This window comes from Armatimonadota bacterium (assembly GCA_039679645.1).
Lineage (GTDB): Bacteria > Armatimonadota > UBA5829 > UBA5829 > UBA5829 > UBA5829.
Window position 1 is genome coordinate 1 of the sequence record JBDKUO010000054.1, and the last position, 20,817, is coordinate 20,817.

Genomic DNA, 20,817 nt, shown 5'->3' on the forward strand with positions numbered 1-20,817 from the left:
CTTTTGTTATAATGGCAGAAATGATACACATCGCGAGGTTGTAATATGAAAATACAGATACTCGGCACGGCTGCTGCAGAAGGATGGCCCGGTATCTTCTGCGGATGCGACACATGCAAAAGAGCACGCGCTGCCGGAGGAAAGAACCTCAGAAGCCGTTCATCCGTTCAGATTGACGATATATACAAAATCGACCTACCACCGGATACCTATTACCATGTCATCCGCCATGGGCTAGACCTCTCACACCTGAAGTATCTCTTTTACACTCATTCTCACGGCGATCATTTCGCCCCGGACGAGATCGAATACACAAGAGAAGGCTTTTCACACAACCTGGCAAATGCGCCAATTAAAGTATACGCTAATTCAAAAGTAATAAGTGCCGTAAAATCTCTGTGCGATCAATATGAAATGCCTCTTGAACCACATCCGGCCGAGCCGTTTATGCCCATCCAGGCAGACGATCTTACATTTACACCCATCATCGCAAGTCACGCTAAAGGTGAGCAGTGCCTGAACTATGTTATCAAATCCAAGGACGCGACTGTCCTTTATGCCTCAGATACCGGTGATTACTGTAGGGAAACGCTGGATTTTCTATCGCGCCTTAAATTTGACTTGCTGATAGTAGAGTGCACATTTGGACTAATCACTCCTCACCGAGCCGTATCGCATATGAACCTTGACTCAGTGATTGCCCTGCACGATCACCTCACCCGCTCGGGTGCCGTGACTTCATCGACACGTACAATAATAACTCACTTCTCGCACAACATAGGCGTGCTGCATGAAGAACTGGAGGAGGCTGCCGGAAAATATGGTATAGACGTGGCATATGACGGGATTATTCTAAATGTATAGTCGCGCAGTTACACCAAAAAACTCCAAAAAGTATTGACACTCCAGCGCGCCACTTGGTATAATTCTGATGTTGACAATAATGATCCTCGGTAGCTCAATTGGCAGAGCACTTGGCTGTTAACCAGGGGGTTCGTGGTTCGAGTCCACGCCGGGGAGCCAACAAATTTGAAGATTAAGGCAGAGCAGTTGTATAATTGCTCTGCCTTTTTGTACGTTTGGCGAGTCTTGGAGACGAGGTCGCCGTAATATTCGCGGAAAGGACGATAGGCGCTATGAATCTTATTATTAAGCCCTTAACTCTTGACTTGACGCCTGACTATCTTGATTTCTTTGATAATCGAGCATTTTCAGACAACAACCCCTGCGGCCCTTGTTATTGCACCGGCCCTAGCATGGACGCCTCAACCGAACGGCAGATGGTGAGTGAATTTGGGAGCGATGTGAAAGGGACTGTCCGCAGGTACGCTGTTAGATTGTTAGCTGAAGAGAAGATACGCGGATATTTGGCTTTTAACAATGACAAGTCCATCGCTTGGTGTAACGCCGGAGATATGGATGATTATATAAGCTGGATTCCCGATTTTGCCCGCAAAAACGCCTGCGGAAAAACTATGTCGGTTGTTTGTTTTGCGATAGCACCGGAATACCGCGGTATGGGCGTCGCAACTGCATTGCTGGAACGTGTGATCTCCGATGCCAGAGCGGATGGTTATACGGCAGTTGAGGGATATGCCACAGTGCAAAAAGACCGTATCTATTACGACTACAACGGTCCGATTCGACTGTATGAAAAGGCTGGGTTTGTGGAAGTGGCAAGGCTCGATGATAAAGTGGTGATGAGAAAGGAACTGTAGAGGAGGAACGCCGGGTGCAGGAAGAATGATGTTAACAATTGTTGCCTGGGGCAATGAGCATGAAGATATGAATATGTATGAGAGTCCACGGTATCGTGACCATATTAAGGGCGTAAACTAAGTTTAAGCTTACTGGCCAAATATATGAAAGTAAATAAATGGATAAAATGAAAGACGAAGACCTAGTAAAACAGAAAGAATTATCGCTACTTAAACCAGAAATAAGAAGGTCTCGGGAGTTGTTGGCACGTTTACTAGCAGATGTTTTTCTGGAATTTGGAAGCTCAGGTGGTGTATATAATAAAAAAGGTATTCTTGAAAATCTTCCGAATTGTGGGACTGTTTATCAGGCCAAAAATATGGAGGCAAGGACTCTATCGCACGATGTTATCCAAACAACGTTTAGGACAATCCAAACAAAAACAGACGGGACTGCCTCTGAATCGCTGAGAAGCTCTATCTGGAAAAAGATAGATGACGAATGGCAGATGCTATTTCATCAAGGGACTTTGGTTGTTTCGGAAGACCCTCTTCCCGAAATGCCTTAGGATATACAACCTGAGCCAGAGTAGTTCTAAAATCGTCCAGCCAGGGGAGCCAACAAATTTCAGAGGCAACTTAGCTCGTCACATCCATACATTAGTCCCAATTCTGATCTCAAATTGTGAAAGTTGAGTATTTTGCCTCGATATCGAAGTGGTTCGAGTCCATCCTGGTTTTCCAGAGTATCACTACACCAAAGAACTATTTTCTGGAACACTTTGTAGGCTACAGATGCGTGTGAAGCCGATGGCAGCTAAATATTAATCTCAACTGACATTATCCATTTCGGAATCCGCCACAACAACTATATCGATGTCCTTCGTCTTTCGCATTATGCGGTTGATAATCGACCCCTTCACTATCTCTTGGACCCGACTGCGGGCTGATTGACCCATCACGATGACGGTTGCACCAGCCTGACCGGCGTAGCGGATTATCTCACTCGCGACTGAATCACCTTCCAACTCCACCACCTTGCCCCCAAAGTTCCTGGCAAGATCATAGACACCCTGAAGCATCTCCTGCTCTCGCTTGGTCAAACTGGCTCCAGGTGGGCGCACGAATACAACGTCGAACGTTCCCTGCAGGCGCTTTGCTATACGATAACCCCTCCGGACCAGTTTCTGCGCCGTTGGACGGGGCGCAATACACACAAGAATGTGCTCACGAGCCAGCTTGCCCTGAGCCATATCGTGTGCTTCCATATATTCGTGGAGCTGCTCGTCGACTTCTTCGGCGGTTCTTTGCAGGGCAAGTTCGCGGAGAGCAACAATATTACCCTTGCGGAAGAAATTGGCAAGCGCCTGGGGTATTTTCTCCTCTTTGTAGATGTCGCCGCGCTTGAGGCGGTTGATGAGTGCATCGGGCGTCAGGTCGACCAACTCTATTTCGTTGGCCGTATCCACAATCCAATCGGGCACTGTCTCGCGAACCCGCACACCTGTGATCTCGAATATTACGTCATTGAGGCTTTCAACGTGCTGGATATTGAGAGTCGTGATAACGTTTATACCTGCGTCACGGATCTCTTCGACGCTTTGCCAACGCTTGGCATGCACCGTGCCGGGGACATTCGTGTGGGCCAGTTCGTCTATCATGACCCATTCCGGGTGGCGGGCTATCACAGCAGCCGTATCGACTTCGTAAAATTCAGCCCCGCGATACTCCAGCTTCTTGAGGGGTATCTGCTCGAAGCCTTCCATAAGCTCGGCAGTGGCGGGACGACCGTGGGTCTCGATCAGGCCGATAACAATATCCTCGCCCCTACTGAGACGACGACGAGCCTCGGAAAGCATCTTGTATGTCTTTCCAACCCCGGCTACCGCCCCAAGAAATATTTTTAGTCTACCTCGCTGACCGGTCATCTGGCACTTCCACTCGCTGCATCCAGCGCTTTGTTGATCTCGAGCACGTTTACCCTCGGCTCACCAAGGAAACCAAACGTGCGTCCGATAATGTTCTTGTCCACAAGTCTCCTGACGCGGGTACCAGACAGACCGCGCGCCCTTGCCACTCTCGGCACTTGAGCGTAAGCATTGGCAACACTTATGTCGGGGTCCAGTCCGCTGCCCGAAGCCGTCACCATGTCCGCTGGTATCCGAGCTTTGGTAAGGCTCGGATTCTGTCGCGCTGCATCTTCTACCCGCTCTTTTACGGCATCGGCAAGCACTCTGCTGGTGGGTCCCAGGTTCGATCCGCCGGACGATGCGGCGTCATAGCCCTTGCCTGCCGCGGATGGCCGTGGGTGGAAGTAACCTGGCGCGGTGAATTGTTGGCCGATCAACTCCGAGCCTATTACATTGCCGTGTTCCCGTACCAGACTGCCGTTTGCCTGCCTGGGGAAGAGCAGTTGCGCCAAGCCCGTCATCGCCAGAGGATAGAGCACTCCGAACACCAGTATTGTAACAAACGCCACGCGAATCGCGATAGATGTGTGTCTTCCCATCATATACCTCCAAAGTAACCACAGCCTGTTAACGACATACTGTAGTTTGCAACCAGGCTGGCTTTCAAACGAAACATGTGGGCAACCCCCACTGGAGGCTCCTATCCCGCAAGTCCCAAAGCGACCAGCACCATGTCTATCAGCTTTAGACCCATAAACGGAACGATAATTCCCCCAAGGCCATAGATCAATAAGTTGCGCTGCAAAAGCGACGCAGCCCCAAGAGGACGATATTTTACTCCGCGCAGAGCAAGCGGTATCAGTGCAACAATTATCAGCGCGTTGAAGACAATTGCCGACAAAATCGCGCTGTGCGGCGAGTGTAAGTGCATAATATTGAGCTTGTCGAGCACAGGGTAGGTCGATGCGAATATGGCCGGTATGATAGCAAAGTACTTTGCGACGTCATTTGCGATGCTGAACGTGGTCAGCGCCCCGCGAGTCATCAGAAGCTGCTTGCCTATCTCGACGATCTCTATCAGCTTTGTGGGGTTGGAGTCCAGATCCACCATGTTACCGGCTTCCTTTGCAGCCATTGTCCCAGTGTTCATAGCAACGCCAACATCAGCCTGTGCAAGCGCGGGAGCGTCGTTGGTTCCATCGCCGGTCATCGCCACGAGCTTGCCCTGGCCCTGCTCTTTTCTAATAAGCTCCATCTTGTTTTCTGGAGTTGCTTGGGCCAGGAAATCATCGACTCCGGCTTCTTTTGCGATGGCCGCTGCCGTGAGAGGATTGTCTCCGGTTATCATGACCGTGCGTATCCCCATCGCTCTAAGCTGATCGAAGCGTTCCTTAATGCCGCCTTTTACTACGTCCTTGAGGTGAATGACACCCACAACGCTGCTGTCTTTGGCCACAACCAGCGGAGTGCCGCCTGAGTTGGAGACCGATTCGACTATCGGACGCAGTTGATCCGGTATCGAACCGCTCTGCTGTTGAACCCAGGATATAACTGCGTCTGCAGCGCCCTTGCGTATGTAATGATTTTCCAGGTCTATGCCACTCATTCGGGTCTGCGCGGTGAACTCGACAAACTCGGCGTTGGGGTCAATATGCCTGTCCCTGAAGCCAAACTTTTTGGCTAACACAACTATCGACCGTCCCTCAGGGGTCTCGTCACTCAAAGATGCAAGCTGGGCGAGGTCGGCGACTTCCTTTTCCGAATACCCGTTGACCGGTAAGAACTCAGCAGCCTGACGGTTCCCGAATGTTATGGTTCCCGTCTTATCGAGAAGTAGAGTATTAACATCACCCGCCGCCTCTACGGCTCGCCCCGACATCGCCAGCACGTTGTGCTGCACCAGGCGGTCCATTCCGGCAATCCCGATGGCCGATAGCAAGCCGCCGATGGTCGTCGGTATGAGGCACACCAGGAGAGCGATAAGAATCGAAATAGGAACTTCCCCGCCGGAGTAGATCGCATAGCATTCGAGGGTGATGACCACCAGCATGAATATGATCGTGAGTCCCGCAAGCAGTATGTCGAGTGCAATCTCGTTAGGGGTTTTCTGCCGTGATGCGCCCTCTACCAGCGATATCATCTTGTCGAGAAAGCTCTGGCCCGGCTCTGACATGATCTTGACCCTTATCTGATCGGACAGCACCTTAGTGCCACCCGTGACTGCGCTGCGGTCACCGCCGCTCTCTCGTATCACGGGAGCAGACTCCCCGGTAATAGCCGACTCGTCCACCGACGCGATACCCTCGACCACTTCGCCGTCACCGGGTATGATCTCCCCGGCGGACACAACGACGATATTTCCACGCTTTAACAGTGTCGCCGACACCTGCCGCACAGTGTCGCCATCAAGGAGGTTTGCCATAGTCTCCGTCTTCATCTTGCGGAGCGTATCAGCTTGTGCTTTTCCTCGGCCTTCGGCCATCGCTTCGGCAAAGTTAGCAAAGACCACCGTAAACCACAGCCAGGCAGCTATCGCTCCTAAAAACGCCGCATTGGAACCTCCGCATATAGCTTCAACAATCGCATAATAGCTGCTTATGATACTGCCGATTTCGACCACAAACATTACAGGATTGTGGACCATCTTTCTCGGGTTGAGCTTCTTCAGCGCATCAAGGGAAGCTTGAGGAATGAGCCGCGCCACCGACACTCGCCGGCGGCGTCTATGCTTCGACACCTCGTGAGTCGGCATCACTACCTGCGTCCCATCTTCTTGAACGTTGTCTACCGAACTGCGTTCCGACACTTCTCATACCTCCATTAAAAGAGCTTCCCCGCCTCCATCAAAAGGTGCTCCACAACAGGTCCGAGCGCATAGGCCGGGAAAAATGTGAGCGCTCCGACTATCAATATCACTCCCACCAGCAGACCGACGAACAGCCCGCCTGTGGTAGGAAATGTCCCGCTGGATTCGGGCACTCGCTTCTTTTTTACGAGCGAGCCTGCAATTGCCATGATGGGCACTATGAACAAGAACCTGCCTACAAGCATTGCGAGACCGAGCACCGTATCATAAAAAGGCGTGTTGACGCTCAGACCGGCGAATGCGCTGCCGTTGTTGCCGGTGGCAGAAGTCGCGGCATATAGCATCTCGGCCAGGCCATGCGGACCCATATTGAGCCGACCCGCCAGACCGGAGTGCGTAACCGATGCAACGGCGCTAAAGCCCAGGATGCTCGCAGCCAAGACTAAGACGGCCAGCATCGCCATTTTCATCTCTTTTCCCTCGATCTTCTTTCCGAGGTACTCGGGGGTCCGCCCGACCATCAGCCCGGCGATAAAGACGGCGAGTATTGCGAAGACAAGCATCCCCAGCAAACCCGAGCCGACACCGCCGAATATAATCTCGCCAAGAGCGATATTAAGCATGGCAATCCCGCCACCGAGCGGGGTATAGCTATCATGCATCGAGTTGACTGCTCCGCAGGATGCGTCCGTGGTCGCGGCGGCAAAGAGAGCCGAGCCGGATATGCCGAAGCGGACTTCCTTGCCCTCCATATTGCCGCCGGACTGCGCAACGCTCGGCATCTGGTTCACACCGATGTGAGATAGAATGGAATTGCCAGTTTGTTCGGCCCAATAGATACCGCTTACCCCTGCCACAAAGAGAATCAGCATGGTCGCGAACAGCGCCCACCCTTGCTTCTGATTGCCGACGAACCGACCGAACGCATAGGTCAGCCCGGCTGGTATTATGAAGATCGCAAGTACCTGCAGATAGTTCGTGAGAGGGGTGGGATTTTCATAGGGATGAGCGGAGTTGGCGTTGAAGAAGCCGCCGCCATTGATGCCCAGTATCTTAATCGCCTCCTGTGAAGCCACTGGACCCTGCGCGATGATCTGTTTGCTGCATTCCATTGTCGTGGCATGGACGTAAGGAGACAAGTTCTGGATCACGCCTTGCGACATAAGTACCAGCCCGAACATAATCGACAGCGGTAGCAGCACCCACAGACACCCCCTGGTGAGATCAACCCAGAAGTTGCCGATCTCCTCTACCGACTGGCGTGAAAGCGCTCTGATGAAAGCAATAGCCAGAGCCAAACCCACACCAGCGGAGATGAAGTTCTGCCAGGTAAGCCCGATCATCTGCGTGAAATAGGTTGCGGCGCTCTCACCCGAGTATGCCTGCCAGTTGGTGTTGGTCACGAAGCTTACGGCTGTATTAAAGGCAAGGTACGGGTTCATCGCCGGAGCGTGAGCCGCGTTCCAGGGATGAATGCTCTGGAGTCGAAGTATGACGTATAGAACGAGCACACACACCATGCTGAAGATCAGCATTGTGGACGTATATGTCGTCCATTTCATCTCGCGGTCCGGATCGACTCCGCACACTCTGTATACCGCACTTTCGATGGGTCGCAGCACAGGGTCGAGCAGTGTCTTCTCGCGCTTGAACACTCGGGCTATATATGTCCCCATAGGTTTCGTAAGCGCCAGGAGGGCGACTACAAACACCGCTATCTGCGCTATTCCAATCCAGATCATCTCATGTCACAGCCTTTCCGGCTGAAGAAGACAGAAAAGTAGATAGACCAACAGTCCTGCCGAGATTGCTCCAACGATGACGTAATCCATACTCATTTCCGACCTCCTACAACCTCTCCGCTGCTCTTACATAAAGCAGGCTTATCCAGAAAAACACCAATACGATTGCAGCATAAGCGATATCAAGCATCTCGTCGCTCCTTATTGTCATCGACCACCGAGTATTTTTGTCTTTGTCCCATCTGGCTTGGCTTCCAGTCTTCCATGTATTCCAGACTGCTCCAATAAAGCATCTGACACCATGTATATAACTTCACAGCCACTATGAAAGCCACCAAGGCAAGTAATCCATACCATGCATCCATCGGAAGACCTCCCGAGCCCGGCCAATCGAAGCTTTGCTCATTCATTACTAGTCTACCGATGGAGGTATAAATGAGTTATAAACCAGGTAAGGGGGCTTGTTAAACTTTTGTATACCTGATGATTTTAAGAGGCGGCGAAACGAAAACCGACGCCGGTCTCCGTTAGGATATAGCGAGGTGAGGATGGCCGAGGCTCTATCTTCTTGCGAAGGTGGCTTATGTGGACTCGAAGTGTCTGGGCGTCCTCGGCATACTCCGGTCCCCAGACCTTTTCGAGCAGCATCTTTGAAGTAACAACACGGTCGGCATTCTGGGCGAGGTACGCAAGGATATCGAACTCCATTCGAGTGAGTTCTATCTCTTCACCCAAACTCTTCACCGTGCGTTTGGCTATATCAATCTCCAAATCACCGGTCATAATGACGGGTGGAGAAGTGATGCGGGCTGCAGACCTTCTGAGCAGAGCGCGAATTCGGGCAAGTAGTTCGGTCGTGGAAAACGGCTTGGTCAGGTAGTCATCTGCTCCAATGTCTAGTGCAGCAGCCTTTTCGGTATCGCTGCCGATCACCGACAACATTAGGATCGGACCCTCATACCAATTGCGAAGCTCCTGACAGACCTCGGTTCCCTTGAGACCCGGCATGGCCATATCGAGGATCACCAGGTCGGGCGGGTTGTCAATCGCAAGGTCAATGGCTTCGTCTCCATTTACGGCAAGGACAATGTCATACTTGCGGGCGGTGAGTATCGACTTCAGCGCCCTGCGAATCTGCTCCTCATCATCCACGACAAGTATTTTTGGGCTTTTCTCGGGTGCGCTCATTGTTACTCTGGAACCTCTTCAAGCGGAAGCGAGATCACAAATCGCGCTCCATGTGGGATCACATCCTCGACCCATATCCTGCCGCCATGAAAACGCACTATTTCACGGGTTACTGCAAGTCCCAAACCGGTACCGGAGGCAGATCGGGATGAGGACTCGCCTCGATAGAACTTCTCGAATATCTTCTCGCGTTCGTCAGGTCGGATTCCCAGGCCCCGGTCTTCGACCCATATCCTGAGCAAGCTGTCTTCGACTGAAGCGCCCATCCGAACGGGACTGTCCTGTGGAGAGTATGCGAGCGCGTTCGTAAGCAAGTTCTCCACGGCTCTCGCCATCTGCGTGAAGTCTACGCAGACCATAGGCAGGGAGTCTGGCAGCGAGACCATGACTCTCGACTTCTGCTTTTGCGGCACTTTAGATACCGCCGCCCACAGCACATCCGCCAAATCAAACCATTCTTTCTTCGGCTCCCACGCCGCCGACTCCAAGCGAGAGAGATCCAGAAGAGCGTTTATGCTGGCTGTGAGCCGGTCGATGTCCTCCTGTATGCTGGCCAACTCCGGTCGGACTTTCTGCGAGTCCCATTCAACATCCTCAGCGGCGAGATTACTCACCGTCGCCGCGATTGAAGCGATTGGCGTCTTGAGTTCGTGTGAGACTGAGGACATAAGAGTAGACTTGAGCCGGTCAGCCTCCCGCAGAGCGTCCGCTTGGACAGCGCTTGATTGAAGTCGCTTCCGTTCAAGGAACGCAGCCGTCTGATTCGCTGCCGCGACCAATGGGCGAACATCATCTATCAAGTAAGGCCGCCCGTCCGAGCGAGGGCCTACGTAGAGAATACCTTCCTGTCTCTCCGCGGTCTGCAGCGGGATGAATAGATCACTGCGTCCGCCTTCCACACCGGCTTGAGCATGATTCACCGATATTGGCCAGCCCGCAGCGGCAGGGTCAGAGCGTTTCTCGATCTGCGGTAGTCCGACCGCTTTCGACTGCGCGTAAGCCCACTCGGCGATTTGCGAAACCGACGGGTCGAGTTGACAACTTCCATCCGCAACAGACATCATCTCATACAATTTGTTCTCCTGATCCGCTAGGAACAGCGCACCGCACTGTGCCCCTGTGATCTGCGTCACTTCGTTCATCAGAAGTTCGGCCACGTCTGAAATGGAGGCATCCGATACGAGACGCGCGCTGAACTGGTTCAACATGGCCATCTCTCGTCCCCGCGCAAGAGCCTCTGCCTCGCGCTCTCGCATTCGGCCTGTCTGCATCCCCATCGCAATGGCAACCGCAAGGAACACGAACAACGACAGCCAGTCTTTCGGATCATGCACCACGAAAGTACCGTAGGGGGGCAGGAAGAAGAAATTCCAACATAGAAAAGCTAGCGCAGCGGCAACAAGGGCCGGCCTCACACCGCTCAGCCCGGCAACAAGCCCAACGATGAGCAGGTACAACAGTGCCCATTGCCCCTTGGCGAAATGCAGTCGCCCTGGGAAAAACAACGCTGTCGCGACTGCCACACATGCAACCGCGAAAACGTAAATATGCTGTTTTGCGAGTATTCTTAATAATCGCATGTTCTTTCCTGTAGTATCTACTGAGATATGATAGCTGTGCGGGTGGAATCTTGCAAGCTGAAGCTAGGCGTGATAGACCATTTATGAGTGCTTACAGTTAGAAGAATATAATTGCATGATTACTATACCAAGTTTGTATACGTCATATGTCAGTACTCAGGAATGATGCTCTACATTGTCAGTGCTAGTTGATGATGGTAATTGGCACATAGTTTGTCACCCCAATCTATCGGCACATACTATGAGGCCAAATCTGCTGATTCAGAAGAAATGAGTTCTAAAATCGTCCAGCCAGGGGAGCCAATTAGACTCGAAATGTAAAGCAGAGTATTCTATAATGAATGCTCTGCTTTTTTATTTGTTATGGCCTCCTGAACGACATATAGAATCCATTGAACCAAACGCAACCTTCATCTGCACTATATACTGGAAATCAATGAATACAGACGATGCGATACTTGTGAATATGGCGTTAGGCGGGAAGCGCGAAGCCTTTGATGAGCTTGTGAGGAAGCATAGGTCTCGGGTGTTATCTATGGCGAGGATGCTGGTGGGGACCAAAGACGGCGCGGAGGATGTGGCGCAGCAAGCGTTTGTGGTTGCGTTTGCCAATCTCCATCTGCTGCGGGATTCAGCCAAATTTCGCCCTTGGCTTATGACTATCACCCGTAGGTGCTCTTCCCGACAATTGATGGAGTCTCGGGAAACCACCGGGCTTTACGAAGCTGTGACGGAATCCCATTATTATCGGCCGATTGATGATGTCGAAGTTAAGGCAAGGATAGATGAAATGCTGGCGGAGCTTTCGGTCCTTAACCGCAAGATAATAGTCATGCACTATCTGGACGGCTGTTCCTGCCGGGAGATCGGCGAAAGCCTTGGCATGCCGCCGGGCACGGTCAAGCGTATACTTCACGAGTCACGCAAGAGCCTTCGGACATCGTCTGAGCTGATGAGAGGTGTGAGTGAGATGGCACAGAAGAAACAGGGACCTAGGCATATGGAATGGTCGGTCAACGGTGAGTGGCCGGGCAGCGTGATGGATAGTCTTTTGAAGCAGTCAATCTGCCTGACGATAAATAAGACCGCACTGACCCCGGAGCAGATAGCTAAAAGGATTGATGCTAATGAGTCATACGTGCGCGAGGCGCTTGATGCGCTTGAGGCTGAAGAGCTGGTTGCCAAAGTTGGCAGGGGCAGATACAGGACTGCGTTTGTGGCGCTTGATGCGGAGGACCGGATAGAGATCAGCCGGAAGATCAGGGCGAGATCGGAGCGTGTGGCAGATGTGATCGGGGAGGCTTTGCCTGAATTGCAAGCTGCGTGGGAGACATCTCCAAAACCCGCGCAGGGCTTCGATTGGAATACGGGTATATGGCCTGCGCTTGCAATAATGGTATGCAATACGGGGTTATTCCGAGAGGGATCATCCGAGACCTGCCCAAAGCCGCCTGTTCACCCGGCAAGCGGAGTGCGCTACTGGGCACAGGGCGGTGAAAACATCGCTCCAGAGTATGTGCTTTGGTGCCCTGGGTTCTCTGTCACTTCAGTCCAGGATGCGCCTGCTTCAAGTTTTCACCACGGGTTATTCTGGACCTATGGCCTGCCGTTCGCAAGACCCACAAGTCATCCGGACAGGGACGGGATGTTAATAGTCCGCGCCGTAGCGTCAGGACTGGGCGATATTGATTCTATTGCCCAAGCTACCGGCTTGGATACAGAGAAAGTGCGTGAAGCTGCAGCTAATGCGATGGAGATAGAGATGCTTAAACGCAAGCAGGATGGGCTGGCGCTCACATTTCCTGTGTTTACCGCGGAAGACGACAATGCAATGCTTAAGATAGTCGACCGGGTGTGCAAGCGGCTTGCTCAGGAAGTGGATTGGGCAGAAAGGCTTGTTGATGAGAAATTTCCTGAACTCGGCTTCGGTCATCTGGAGGAGCAGTTCGGCATATGGCGCTGCTGGCTAAAGGGCAATGCGGCTGCAGAGGGGCTTCGGATTCTCTACAACCGTGGGGTCCTCCCGCATCCCGGAGACCCGGCGCCTATGAACTTCTGTACGGTGGGCTGGTTTGATCAGACTAGGTTGTTCGCATACGAAAAGTAAGCGTCGTCCGAGCGCCGAATCGCTCATCACCAGCCTTTGATAGGAATCGTGGCATGAACACTCTCGCGATTCTCCTGTGGAGAACGCTGCCGTGTTCGCCACGAAGGGAACGAAAATGTTTCGCATTTTCGAAGGAATCGGTCATGAAGCCTTCGGCTTCACCACTATTAAATAAAATTGAGCTGACGTGGCGGCGACTGGTCTGGACTTTCCACTCTCCACCCTCCACTCTCAGCTATTTTCCGAGGAGGATTGGGCCTTTGGTTCCTTTATTCGAGTAGATACGAAATGCCTCCCGCTCTGGACTCGAAAATGCACCGCCAATTTTGAGGAAAGAGAAAGTGATGAGCCAGCAAATATGAAGATTAAGGCAGAGCAACATACTGGTTGCTCTGCCGTTTTTTTGCGTTTTTATAAAAACATTACTGATCTATAGCTGTATCGTGCTGGCTTATCCACTTCACAACTTTCAGGTCCATCACGCATATTGCGAAGATTACAGGCACAAGGAGCAGCGTGATGAATGTTGCCGCGGTCAGTCCGCCAATCTGAGCATAGCACATCGGCTCCCACAACGGGCCACCGTGCATAGCCAGCGGGAAGAGCGCAATCACGGTAGCAGCGACTGTAATCATTACGGGGCGCAGTCTCTGGATTCCGGCGTCAATTACGGCCTCTCGGAACGGTTTGCCAAGGTCGTGCTGCTCTTCAATGAAATCAAAGAGCACAATTATGTGACTTACAATAACACCAACAAGACTGACGATCCCAAGGAACGCCATAAACCCAAACGGAGCCCTCATTAGCCAAAGCGCGAAAAGCGCTCCTGCAATTCCAAATGGGATTGCTGCAAAGACAATGAACGGCTTCACGGCGTGCCTGAACTGAACTACTAAAGACATATAGATCATTCCCGCTGATATCAGCAGCACGATTGCGAGTTCTTTGAACCCATCATCCTGCTCGGCCTTTTCACCGGCTATATGCAGGTTATATCCGACCGGCAGGTTCTGTTGAAACTCACTCAGCTTCGGCTGGATCGCCGATATCACTTCCGACGACAGATGCCTGTCGACCGGGAAGCACGATACAGTAATAGTGCGGAACTGATTGATCCGCCTGATCTTGGGAGTCTGAAGTCCGTAGGATAATTCCGACACCTGTCTCAGCGGCACTTTACTCGAACCTTGCAGTGAATATACATACAGGTTTTCGATATCCGAGAGCTGCGATCTTTCATCCATACGAAGCCGCGCAACTACCGGTATTTGCTTGTCGCCCTGCCTTAAAATCGTTACCGGGTAGCCATACATGCCAAGCGCGGAAGCGGCCGCGACATCCAGGTTTGTTATACCCGACATATTGGCGCGGTCCGGGTCCGTCTTGAGCTTTACGGCAAACTCCGGTTCACCCCAATCATCTCTGATACGGGCAGAAAGGCTGGTGCTTCGTAAGATGCCTTTTGCCTTTTCCGCCAGGCTTCTAAGTGTCGTAATATCGGACCCTGATATCTCGAGCGCGACCGGTGTCCCCACCGGCTTGCCCGTTTCGAGCTGCTTTACATCCACCCTTGCTCCAGGCATCTGTGACGAAAGAGCATCCTGAAGATGGTTAAGCAGCTTTTGTGTGTCGTGCTGGTCGTTGACTTCCACTATTATCTGCGCATAATTCATCTGTTGGATCACCGGCTCGACCGAAAACCAGAACCTCGGCCCACCCCCTCCAACAAATGAAGTAAGGGACTTCAGCACTCCATCTTTTCTATGTTCCTGCCTGGCGTATTGAGCGATGGTCTTCTCTATGATCCCCTCAGCCCGAGCCGTTGCGGAGTTAGTCGTCGAGAATGTGGCATCCTCCGGAAGCCAGACATCTACATATGAAAGATACGACAGGTCTTTCGGGAAGAACTGCTGAGGGAGCCTTGAAAAGAAGAAAACTCCTAATAATAATATGACCATCGACCCGGCAAGCACTCGCCAGCGGTGATCTATCAACCAGCCCACAAGTTTACTGTAAAAAGCCCCGAATCCCTTTGCTCTGGCTTCTTCAGCGGATTCGATTCTTCCTGGCTTCATGATATACGAAGACAGGAAAGGTATGAATGTCGCCGACACTATGAGAGCAGCGATAAGCGAGCACGCAATTACGACAGGCAGGCTGTAAAGGTATTTGCCGACATTGCCGGTCAAGATCAACAAAGGCAGATATGCCACGATATTGGTGAGAGTCGCGAAGATCATTGCTTTACGAAGCTTGGTCGGCCCGCGCCATGAAGCTTCTGAAAGCTGCATGCCCTCCGCCATATGGCGCTTGATAGCATCTCCCGCTACAACAGGCACGTCTACAAGCAAGCCGAGCGCGATAATCAGCGTCGCAATAGATACCTGCTGAAGGTCGATATGCATCAGGTGCATCATACCAAAGGTCATGAAGAGCGTTATAGGAATAGACAGCGCCATCAGGGCCGCGGACCGCCAGTCCCAGAAACCGATCAATGAAACCAAAACGACAAGAACAATCGCCTCATACAGGCTGTTCATGAAAAGACCGACATACTCCGTAACCTGTTTAGGTTGGTCCGAAGTGCGGGCGAGAATGATATCATCGGGCAAGTGAGCCTTAATCTCATCAAGCTTCTGATTGACTTCACTTCCGAACTGGCCTATTTGCTGTCCGGCTTTCATCTGAACAGCAAGAGTGATCGCGCGGGTCCTCTGCCAGTGACCATTCTTGTCTTTGAACGAAAAGTAGTTCATATATCTCGGAGTCTCGTAGCCGCGCACCACATCTACAAGGTCTTTCATGTGAAGAGGTATGCCATTCTGCGACGGCACCAATACGTCCCCGATCTCCTTTTCGGTCTTGAACTCTCCGCTCGGATCAATCGTGACCCGTTTGCCTCCTGCGTCCAGCGAGTCGCCTTGGAGAGTAATGTTCCGGGCATTCAGAACATCCGGCAGGCGCGAAGGCTGCACTCCGTATGAGGCCAGTCTCTCCTGTGAATACAGGAGGTCGATCTGCTCACCGAGCACTCCGCTTCGCGTGATCTTCGAAACCTCATTCACCGTCTTTAGGCTGCGCTCGATGTAATCGGTCATGTCGTCCATCTGGCAATAAGAGTACTTGTCACCGGCGACCAGCCGTAGAGCAGCCAGTGTTCTGCTTGGATTGCGAATAATTGCAGGCTGCCAGGCGTCCGGGTGAATCTCCGAGACCTGCAGTTTGTTATGGATGTAATCCTGTAAGGCATCGGATATCTGTTTATTGCTGCGTGTCGAAAAGCCATCCAGCCCGATAAATCCGTCTCCCTGGAATAAATGCGGAGACTTAAGCAATCCGTATGACCGCGCATACTCGGCAAAAGCCATGCTTGTATCGGTAAGAACACCGGCAGACTCATCAACTGGCAGGCATACAACAATTGAAACCGGAGACCCGGCCTGTAAACTTGGCCTGTTCGACCTCACCCTCTTGATTGCGCTTGCCACCTCGCGAGCTTTAATGGAGAGCTGCACATCGTCGACCTTCGGGCTTGCGACCGTGAGCATGAGCGCCGCTGTGTCGCCGAAATCACGTATGAAGTTGACCGGTCCTGCTCCCTTCGGCAGGTCATCCATCGCCTGGAGGTTGAGCGCAATGTCATCCAACTGAAGCTTGGTGTCGTCTACGTTGTCGTCGATCTCGCAAAAAACGATCGAAAGGTTGTCTCTGGATATAGACTCAATCTTCTTTATCGAGGCGTTCTTGCCTATGGTCTCTTCGACTTTTTTTGTAACAAGCTGCTCCACCTTCTCGGCGTTTGCGCCAACCCATGGAGTAACCGCGACAGCTTTTCTCACCAGTATTTCCGGGTCTTTGCGCTGCGGCATGCTGGCATAGGAAAATATGCCCCACAGACATGTGGCAATCAGCAGCACCCATGAGAGCTGCTTATTCTCCACGAAGAAACGTGAGATATTGTTCTTACTATTACGTATTGATCTGTTGTCTTCCCGACTCACGTTTGTCTGCCTTTCCGTCTACTCGACTACCTTAACGCGCCCGCCATCTCGCACAAGGGTTGCACCATTGGTGACCACACTATCTCCACGCAATATCCCGGACTTGACCTCAATCTTGTTACCAACAGTTTCGCCAAGCACAACTCTGCGCACACGAGAAACCAGTCTCCCGTGTTCTTTTTTCACTACATAGACCGCATAATCGTCGCTGCTCTTCGGCCAGCGGACAACTGCAGATAACGGAACCATAACGCCACTGGAACCGGATTTCTCAGGTTCCGCGAATTCCACCTTCGCAATCATACCGACTTTGAGGATTCGTGTGCTATTCGGGAGAGTGACTTCGACCTGAAAGACATGGCTTGTGGCGTCGGCCGCCGGGGATACGGCGGTCACTTTGCCCGTGAATACTCGATTCTCATATGCCTGGATGCGAACTGTCGCCGGGTCCCCAATGCGGATGCTGTTTACCGTGACATCTGGCACGCCAAAGACCACCTTCACAGATGAGTCGTCAGCCATAATGAACCCGGGAGTTCCGGGCCCGACCAGGTTTCCTATCTCGACATTTCTCTTCAACACAATCCCATCAATCGGCGCTTTAAGACGGGCGTCGCCCATAGGAGTCTGCGCCTGGTTGAGTTGAGCCTTGGCGGCGCGGATGCCTGCGGCGCTGGCCTCCACCTGAGCCTGAGCACCTTTTACGGCAGCCAAAGCTGCGCTGCGCTGAGCGACGGCGCCCTTTATTGCCGCCTCGCTGCGCGCGATAATGGCCCTGGTCTCGTCCATCTTGGACCGGTTCGCATCAATCTGAACTTTCGCCTGTTCGATCTTTGTATTTGCGACGTTGCGCTGTTCCTTAGCAGCCTTCACTTGCGCCTCTGATACTTTCATCTGCGCTTTTGCAGCATCGTAATCGGCCCGAGTGAGGCTCTTCGTCGAATACAGGCGGTCCGCCCGCGAGAAGTCACTTTGTGCTTTTTCTCTGCCTGCTTCGGCCTGGTCCACAAGCGCATCAGCTGCCTGCGAGGCGGCTTTTGCTTCGGCAAGTTGAGACTCGGCGGCAGCTAACCCTGCCCTGGCCTGCGCATAGCCTGTATGTGCCTGATCACGAGCGGCCTTTGCATCGGAGATACCGGCCGCAGCGCGGTCTAAAGATGCCTGGGCCTGCTGCATGCCATATTGAGCCTGCTGTGTGAGCGCGGCTTTACCGGTGACCTGAGCTGCCGCCTGGTTTACCATTGCGGCGTAGTCGACATCTCTTATGTGAGCAAGCATTGTGCCTTTTTTTACTCGATCACCCTGCTGAACCAGCCTTGGCTGGCCATCGCCTCCGGTTATATTGAGAATTTCACGGACATAACCACCGACCGTAAACGCTACCGGCACTGTAGCTCTTGGTTCGATAGTCCCGGAATATATTCGCTCAGTGTCGGCAGTTCCCGAAAAGCCGACCAGCGAGACTGTGACCGGCGTAACCTCTTTGTTGCCGGTATCTTTTGCACAACCCGCCACCAAGGGCGGCACAAGTATCAAAGATAGTGCGATAAGCTGCTTTTTATGCATCTAGTCTTCCCCTACTGCCTGGTCAAGTTCCGCCCTGGCCGTGGCGGCGGCGAGCTGGTCCTGCAGATACTGACGGTTGGCATCGGCAAGGTCGGTATCCGCTTCGAGGACATCTTTCAGCAGGCTTGAGTTTTCTTTATAGCGGTTCATTGTGACTCTGCGCTTCTCTTCCTTGGCTTTCACATCAAGGCGGTCCGCATCCAGCAGGGAAAGCGCATCCTGAAGGTTTCTATATTTCATATTCACGTCCACAAGGACCTGAGATTTGGTTTCCTGGAGCCCGTTATTTGCCTTCTCGGCGATCCTCGCCTTCTCCGACCGTTCGAGCTTCTTTCGACCCCAGTCGAATGGGTCCTGCCAGGTAGCTATAATCCCTGCAGTGATGAGTTCCTGCGGAACGACGTCTATATTTTGCTGCCTGGTATAAGTTACTCCGAGACTGACATCAGGAATCGACTCGCTTCGCTTTGACCTCTCGTCATCACTGGCGATTTGAGTCTTGAGCTTCGCCTGGCGGACCTCGGGTCTGGATTCCAAAGCCTGAGATTGAATCTCGGCAAGAGATTTGGTGGGAGCCGCTGCATCAGGAACAGTGGTGATGGTGAAATCAGTGGATATGTCGCGCCCAAGAGCCACGTTCATCTTTTCCTTTGTGCTCGCGTATGAGCTGTCCAGAATCGCAAGTTCGTGCTGCTGTCTTGCCAGTTTGGCCTGGACCTCAAGCAGATCGGTTTCGAGCGCGGTCCCATTCGTTACGTTATCGTTTACAAACCGCTCCAACTCAGTGAGAAACTTGATACTTTCCTTTACGGTATCTTGCGCACTCCGGATCTGGGCAAGCCCATAGTATAGTTGCTTTACATTCGATACCAAGCTGTTGCGCTGTGAGCGCCAGTCTTCCTGTGATATCTGGGCAGCGGCGCTCTGCATTCTGACGCCGAGATGGACGCGCCTGAGCTGAGTCAGAGGCTGCATGAGAGTGGCGTTTGCGATTACAGAAAACGTAGCGGGAGATGTGACGGTCGTGTCCGTCGGCGGTATTACCAGACCGCCAGGAAAAATGCCGAATATGCCCTGTGGAAAACTGAAGTGGACAGGCTCAAGTAACTGAGAACCCGCAGCGGTGATCGCCATGCTGGGTCTGCCCTTGATCCTGGTGGTTGATATTTCCGCATTCGCGTTGCTCAGGTCCAGGCTGGAGTTTTTAAGCAGCCTGTTACCGGCAATGGCAGTATCTATTGCTTGTTGCAAAGTAAGCACAGGCGGTTTTGTTGCGGCATCGATGTCAGTCTGCGCCGAGAGCGAAGAAGATAATATGATAACAAGCCCTGCAATAAGAACAAATGTCGCCCATTTTAGAATGTCTTCTCTTTTCATTGGATCATCTCACTGTTTTGACGGTTCTTCGGTTGTTTCCTTATTCATAGCTTTCAGGGTCTCGATGGTCTCATCGCACCAGGCGATATATGCGTTGCCGAGGTGCATTCCGCAGTTGACGGACATCAGCCAGTAAGGCAGGTGGGGATTGTCTTTGTATTCGGCATGCAGCTCAGCCCGGATTTCGGCATAGCTCTTGAGGTGGTTGCTCCATTCACTGCGGAACCGCTCGATCAGCCGGATGTTCGCTTCAGCAGGCATATGCGCACCGCACATCAGCTTCAGCAGCACTTCCAGACGCTCTTTGTGCGGTTCCGTCGGCTGAGCCAGCCATTCTTGCAGTTCTTCCAGCCCCTTGTCGGTGATGGAAAACACATGGCGGTCCGGCTTGCCTTCGGACCGCTCAACCTCGCAAGTGGAATACCCTTCATCCACCAGAGATTTGGTCATCGGATATATCTGACCATAGCTCTCATTCCAAAACTTGCCGATATAGCGTTCGAAGACTTTCTTGATGTCGTATCCGGAAGCCGGCTGATGCGATAACAACCCCAGTACAGCGTATTTTGTTTTATTCTTTCTGATCAAATCTCAGCACCTGCCAGTATTTCTCTTGAAGAGATATATCTAATAGAGATATACCATATCGGCAAATATCTTGTCAATCCTCAGCATCGCGGGTAATCTGTAACACATCAATAAAAAACGCTCCCGTTGAGGCAATTGCGATAGCTGGAACTGATCTCAAATCTGTTGGTTCAAAGAAAGTGGAAACCCCAAGCTCTGAGCGTGTGGAACGAAGCGCAAATGCAAAAAAGTGGAAAATCTACCCCAATAAAAGCA

Annotated in this window: 16 protein-coding genes and 1 tRNA gene; 5 read left to right on the plus strand and 12 right to left on the minus strand. The window is 52.2% G+C overall.

Going from position 1 to position 20,817, the window contains the following annotated elements; all coding sequences use genetic code 11:
* Positions 1-45 precede the first annotated feature (45 nt).
* The 4 genes from ABFD83_11115 (at position 46) to ABFD83_11130 (ending at position 2,266) form a co-directional block, all read left to right on the plus strand.
* Complete coding sequence (locus tag ABFD83_11115) at positions 46-864, plus strand: MBL fold metallo-hydrolase (protein MEN6357619.1); 819 nt, start codon at positions 46-48, stop codon at positions 862-864.
* A gap of 83 nt (positions 865-947) precedes the next feature.
* Positions 948-1,023, plus strand: a tRNA-Asn gene (locus tag ABFD83_11120).
* Between the two features lie 113 nt (positions 1,024-1,136).
* Positions 1,137-1,718 carry a GNAT family N-acetyltransferase gene (locus tag ABFD83_11125; protein MEN6357620.1) on the plus strand — a complete coding sequence of 194 codons (582 nt, stop codon included), beginning with the start codon at positions 1,137-1,139 and terminating at the stop codon, positions 1,716-1,718.
* 158 nt (positions 1,719-1,876) lie between these two features.
* Positions 1,877-2,266: a nuclear transport factor 2 family protein gene (locus ABFD83_11130; protein MEN6357621.1), complete on the plus strand. Its 390-nt coding sequence runs from the start codon at positions 1,877-1,879 to the stop codon at positions 2,264-2,266.
* Between the two features lie 261 nt (positions 2,267-2,527).
* Here the strand turns inward: ABFD83_11130 and ABFD83_11135 are convergent, their stop codons facing one another.
* The 8 genes from ABFD83_11135 to ABFD83_11170 all read right to left on the minus strand — a co-directional run bounded on the left by ABFD83_11135 (position 2,528) and on the right by ABFD83_11170 (position 10,923).
* A complete protein-coding gene (locus tag ABFD83_11135; GenBank protein MEN6357622.1) occupies positions 2,528-3,625 on the minus strand; it encodes a universal stress protein in 1,098 nt (365 codons plus the stop codon).
* Positions 3,622-4,206, minus strand: coding sequence for a potassium-transporting ATPase subunit KdpC (gene kdpC / locus ABFD83_11140; protein ID MEN6357623.1), 585 nt, complete (start codon positions 4,204-4,206; stop codon positions 3,622-3,624). The genes ABFD83_11135 and kdpC overlap by 4 nt, the downstream gene beginning before the upstream one ends.
* 101 nt (positions 4,207-4,307) lie before the next feature.
* Positions 4,308-6,359 carry a potassium-transporting ATPase subunit KdpB gene (kdpB, locus tag ABFD83_11145; protein MEN6357624.1) on the minus strand — a complete coding sequence of 684 codons (2,052 nt, stop codon included), beginning with the start codon at positions 6,357-6,359 and terminating at the stop codon, positions 4,308-4,310.
* A 68-nt stretch (positions 6,360-6,427) separates the two neighbouring features.
* Positions 6,428-8,155 carry a potassium-transporting ATPase subunit KdpA gene (kdpA, locus tag ABFD83_11150; protein ID MEN6357625.1) on the minus strand — a complete coding sequence of 576 codons (1,728 nt, stop codon included), beginning with the start codon at positions 8,153-8,155 and terminating at the stop codon, positions 6,428-6,430.
* A 6-nt stretch (positions 8,156-8,161) separates the two neighbouring features.
* Positions 8,162-8,251 carry a K(+)-transporting ATPase subunit F gene (gene kdpF, locus ABFD83_11155; protein ID MEN6357626.1) on the minus strand — a complete coding sequence of 30 codons (90 nt, stop codon included), beginning with the start codon at positions 8,249-8,251 and terminating at the stop codon, positions 8,162-8,164.
* An 86-nt stretch (positions 8,252-8,337) separates the two neighbouring features.
* Entirely contained in the window at positions 8,338-8,520 is a 183-nt protein-coding gene (locus tag ABFD83_11160; protein MEN6357627.1) for a hypothetical protein, read from the minus strand.
* Between the two features lie 124 nt (positions 8,521-8,644).
* Complete coding sequence (locus ABFD83_11165) at positions 8,645-9,343, minus strand: response regulator transcription factor (GenBank protein ID MEN6357628.1); 699 nt, start codon at positions 9,341-9,343, stop codon at positions 8,645-8,647.
* A gap of 2 nt (positions 9,344-9,345) precedes the next feature.
* Complete coding sequence (locus ABFD83_11170; GenBank protein MEN6357629.1) at positions 9,346-10,923, minus strand: DUF4118 domain-containing protein; 1,578 nt, start codon at positions 10,921-10,923, stop codon at positions 9,346-9,348.
* Between the two features lie 436 nt (positions 10,924-11,359).
* On the opposite strand from ABFD83_11170, the gene ABFD83_11175 reads away from it, so the two are divergent.
* Positions 11,360-13,030 (plus strand): RNA polymerase sigma factor, encoded by a 1,671-nt coding sequence (locus ABFD83_11175; GenBank protein MEN6357630.1) that lies wholly within the window; start codon positions 11,360-11,362, stop codon positions 13,028-13,030.
* Between the two features lie 422 nt (positions 13,031-13,452).
* On the opposite strand, the gene ABFD83_11180 is transcribed toward ABFD83_11175, so the two are convergent.
* From ABFD83_11180 to ABFD83_11195, 4 genes are read right to left on the minus strand one after another with little or no spacing between them, the layout of a single operon-like run.
* Entirely contained in the window at positions 13,453-17,031 is a 3,579-nt protein-coding gene (locus tag ABFD83_11180) for an efflux RND transporter permease subunit (protein ID MEN6357631.1), read from the minus strand.
* Positions 17,032-17,049: 18 nt separating this feature from the next.
* Positions 17,050-18,597 carry an efflux RND transporter periplasmic adaptor subunit gene (locus tag ABFD83_11185; GenBank protein MEN6357632.1) on the minus strand — a complete coding sequence of 516 codons (1,548 nt, stop codon included), beginning with the start codon at positions 18,595-18,597 and terminating at the stop codon, positions 17,050-17,052.
* A complete protein-coding gene (locus tag ABFD83_11190) occupies positions 18,598-19,974 on the minus strand; it encodes a TolC family protein (GenBank protein MEN6357633.1) in 1,377 nt (458 codons plus the stop codon).
* A gap of 9 nt (positions 19,975-19,983) precedes the next feature.
* On the minus strand, positions 19,984-20,562 hold the full coding sequence (locus ABFD83_11195) for a PadR family transcriptional regulator (protein MEN6357634.1): 579 nt from the start codon (positions 20,560-20,562) through the stop codon (positions 19,984-19,986).
* Between the last annotated feature and the right edge of the window lie 255 nt (positions 20,563-20,817).

Bases quoted from the DNA above. Each gene is read 5' to 3' on its own strand.
- ABFD83_11115 (MEN6357619.1), top strand. From the start codon at position 46: ATGAAAATACAGATACTCGGCACGGCTGCTGCAGAAGGATGGCCCGGT.
- ABFD83_11125 (MEN6357620.1), top strand. From the start codon at position 1,137: ATGAATCTTATTATTAAGCCCTTAACTCTTGACTTGACGCCTGACTAT.
- ABFD83_11130 (MEN6357621.1), top strand. From the start codon at position 1,877: ATGGATAAAATGAAAGACGAAGACCTAGTAAAACAGAAAGAATTATCG.
- ABFD83_11135 (MEN6357622.1), bottom strand. From the start codon at position 3,625: ATGACCGGTCAGCGAGGTAGACTAAAAATATTTCTTGGGGCGGTAGCC.
- kdpC (MEN6357623.1), bottom strand. From the start codon at position 4,206: ATGGGAAGACACACATCTATCGCGATTCGCGTGGCGTTTGTTACAATA.
- kdpB (MEN6357624.1), bottom strand. From the start codon at position 6,359: ATGCCGACTCACGAGGTGTCGAAGCATAGACGCCGCCGGCGAGTGTCG.
- kdpA (MEN6357625.1), bottom strand. From the start codon at position 8,155: ATGATCTGGATTGGAATAGCGCAGATAGCGGTGTTTGTAGTCGCCCTC.
- kdpF (MEN6357626.1), bottom strand. From the start codon at position 8,251: ATGAGTATGGATTACGTCATCGTTGGAGCAATCTCGGCAGGACTGTTG.
- ABFD83_11160 (MEN6357627.1), bottom strand. From the start codon at position 8,520: ATGGATGCATGGTATGGATTACTTGCCTTGGTGGCTTTCATAGTGGCT.
- ABFD83_11165 (MEN6357628.1), bottom strand. From the start codon at position 9,343: ATGAGCGCACCCGAGAAAAGCCCAAAAATACTTGTCGTGGATGATGAG.
- ABFD83_11170 (MEN6357629.1), bottom strand. From the start codon at position 10,923: ATGCGATTATTAAGAATACTCGCAAAACAGCATATTTACGTTTTCGCG.
- ABFD83_11175 (MEN6357630.1), top strand. From the start codon at position 11,360: ATGAATACAGACGATGCGATACTTGTGAATATGGCGTTAGGCGGGAAG.
- ABFD83_11185 (MEN6357632.1), bottom strand. From the start codon at position 18,597: ATGCATAAAAAGCAGCTTATCGCACTATCTTTGATACTTGTGCCGCCC.
- ABFD83_11190 (MEN6357633.1), bottom strand. From the start codon at position 19,974: ATGAAAAGAGAAGACATTCTAAAATGGGCGACATTTGTTCTTATTGCA.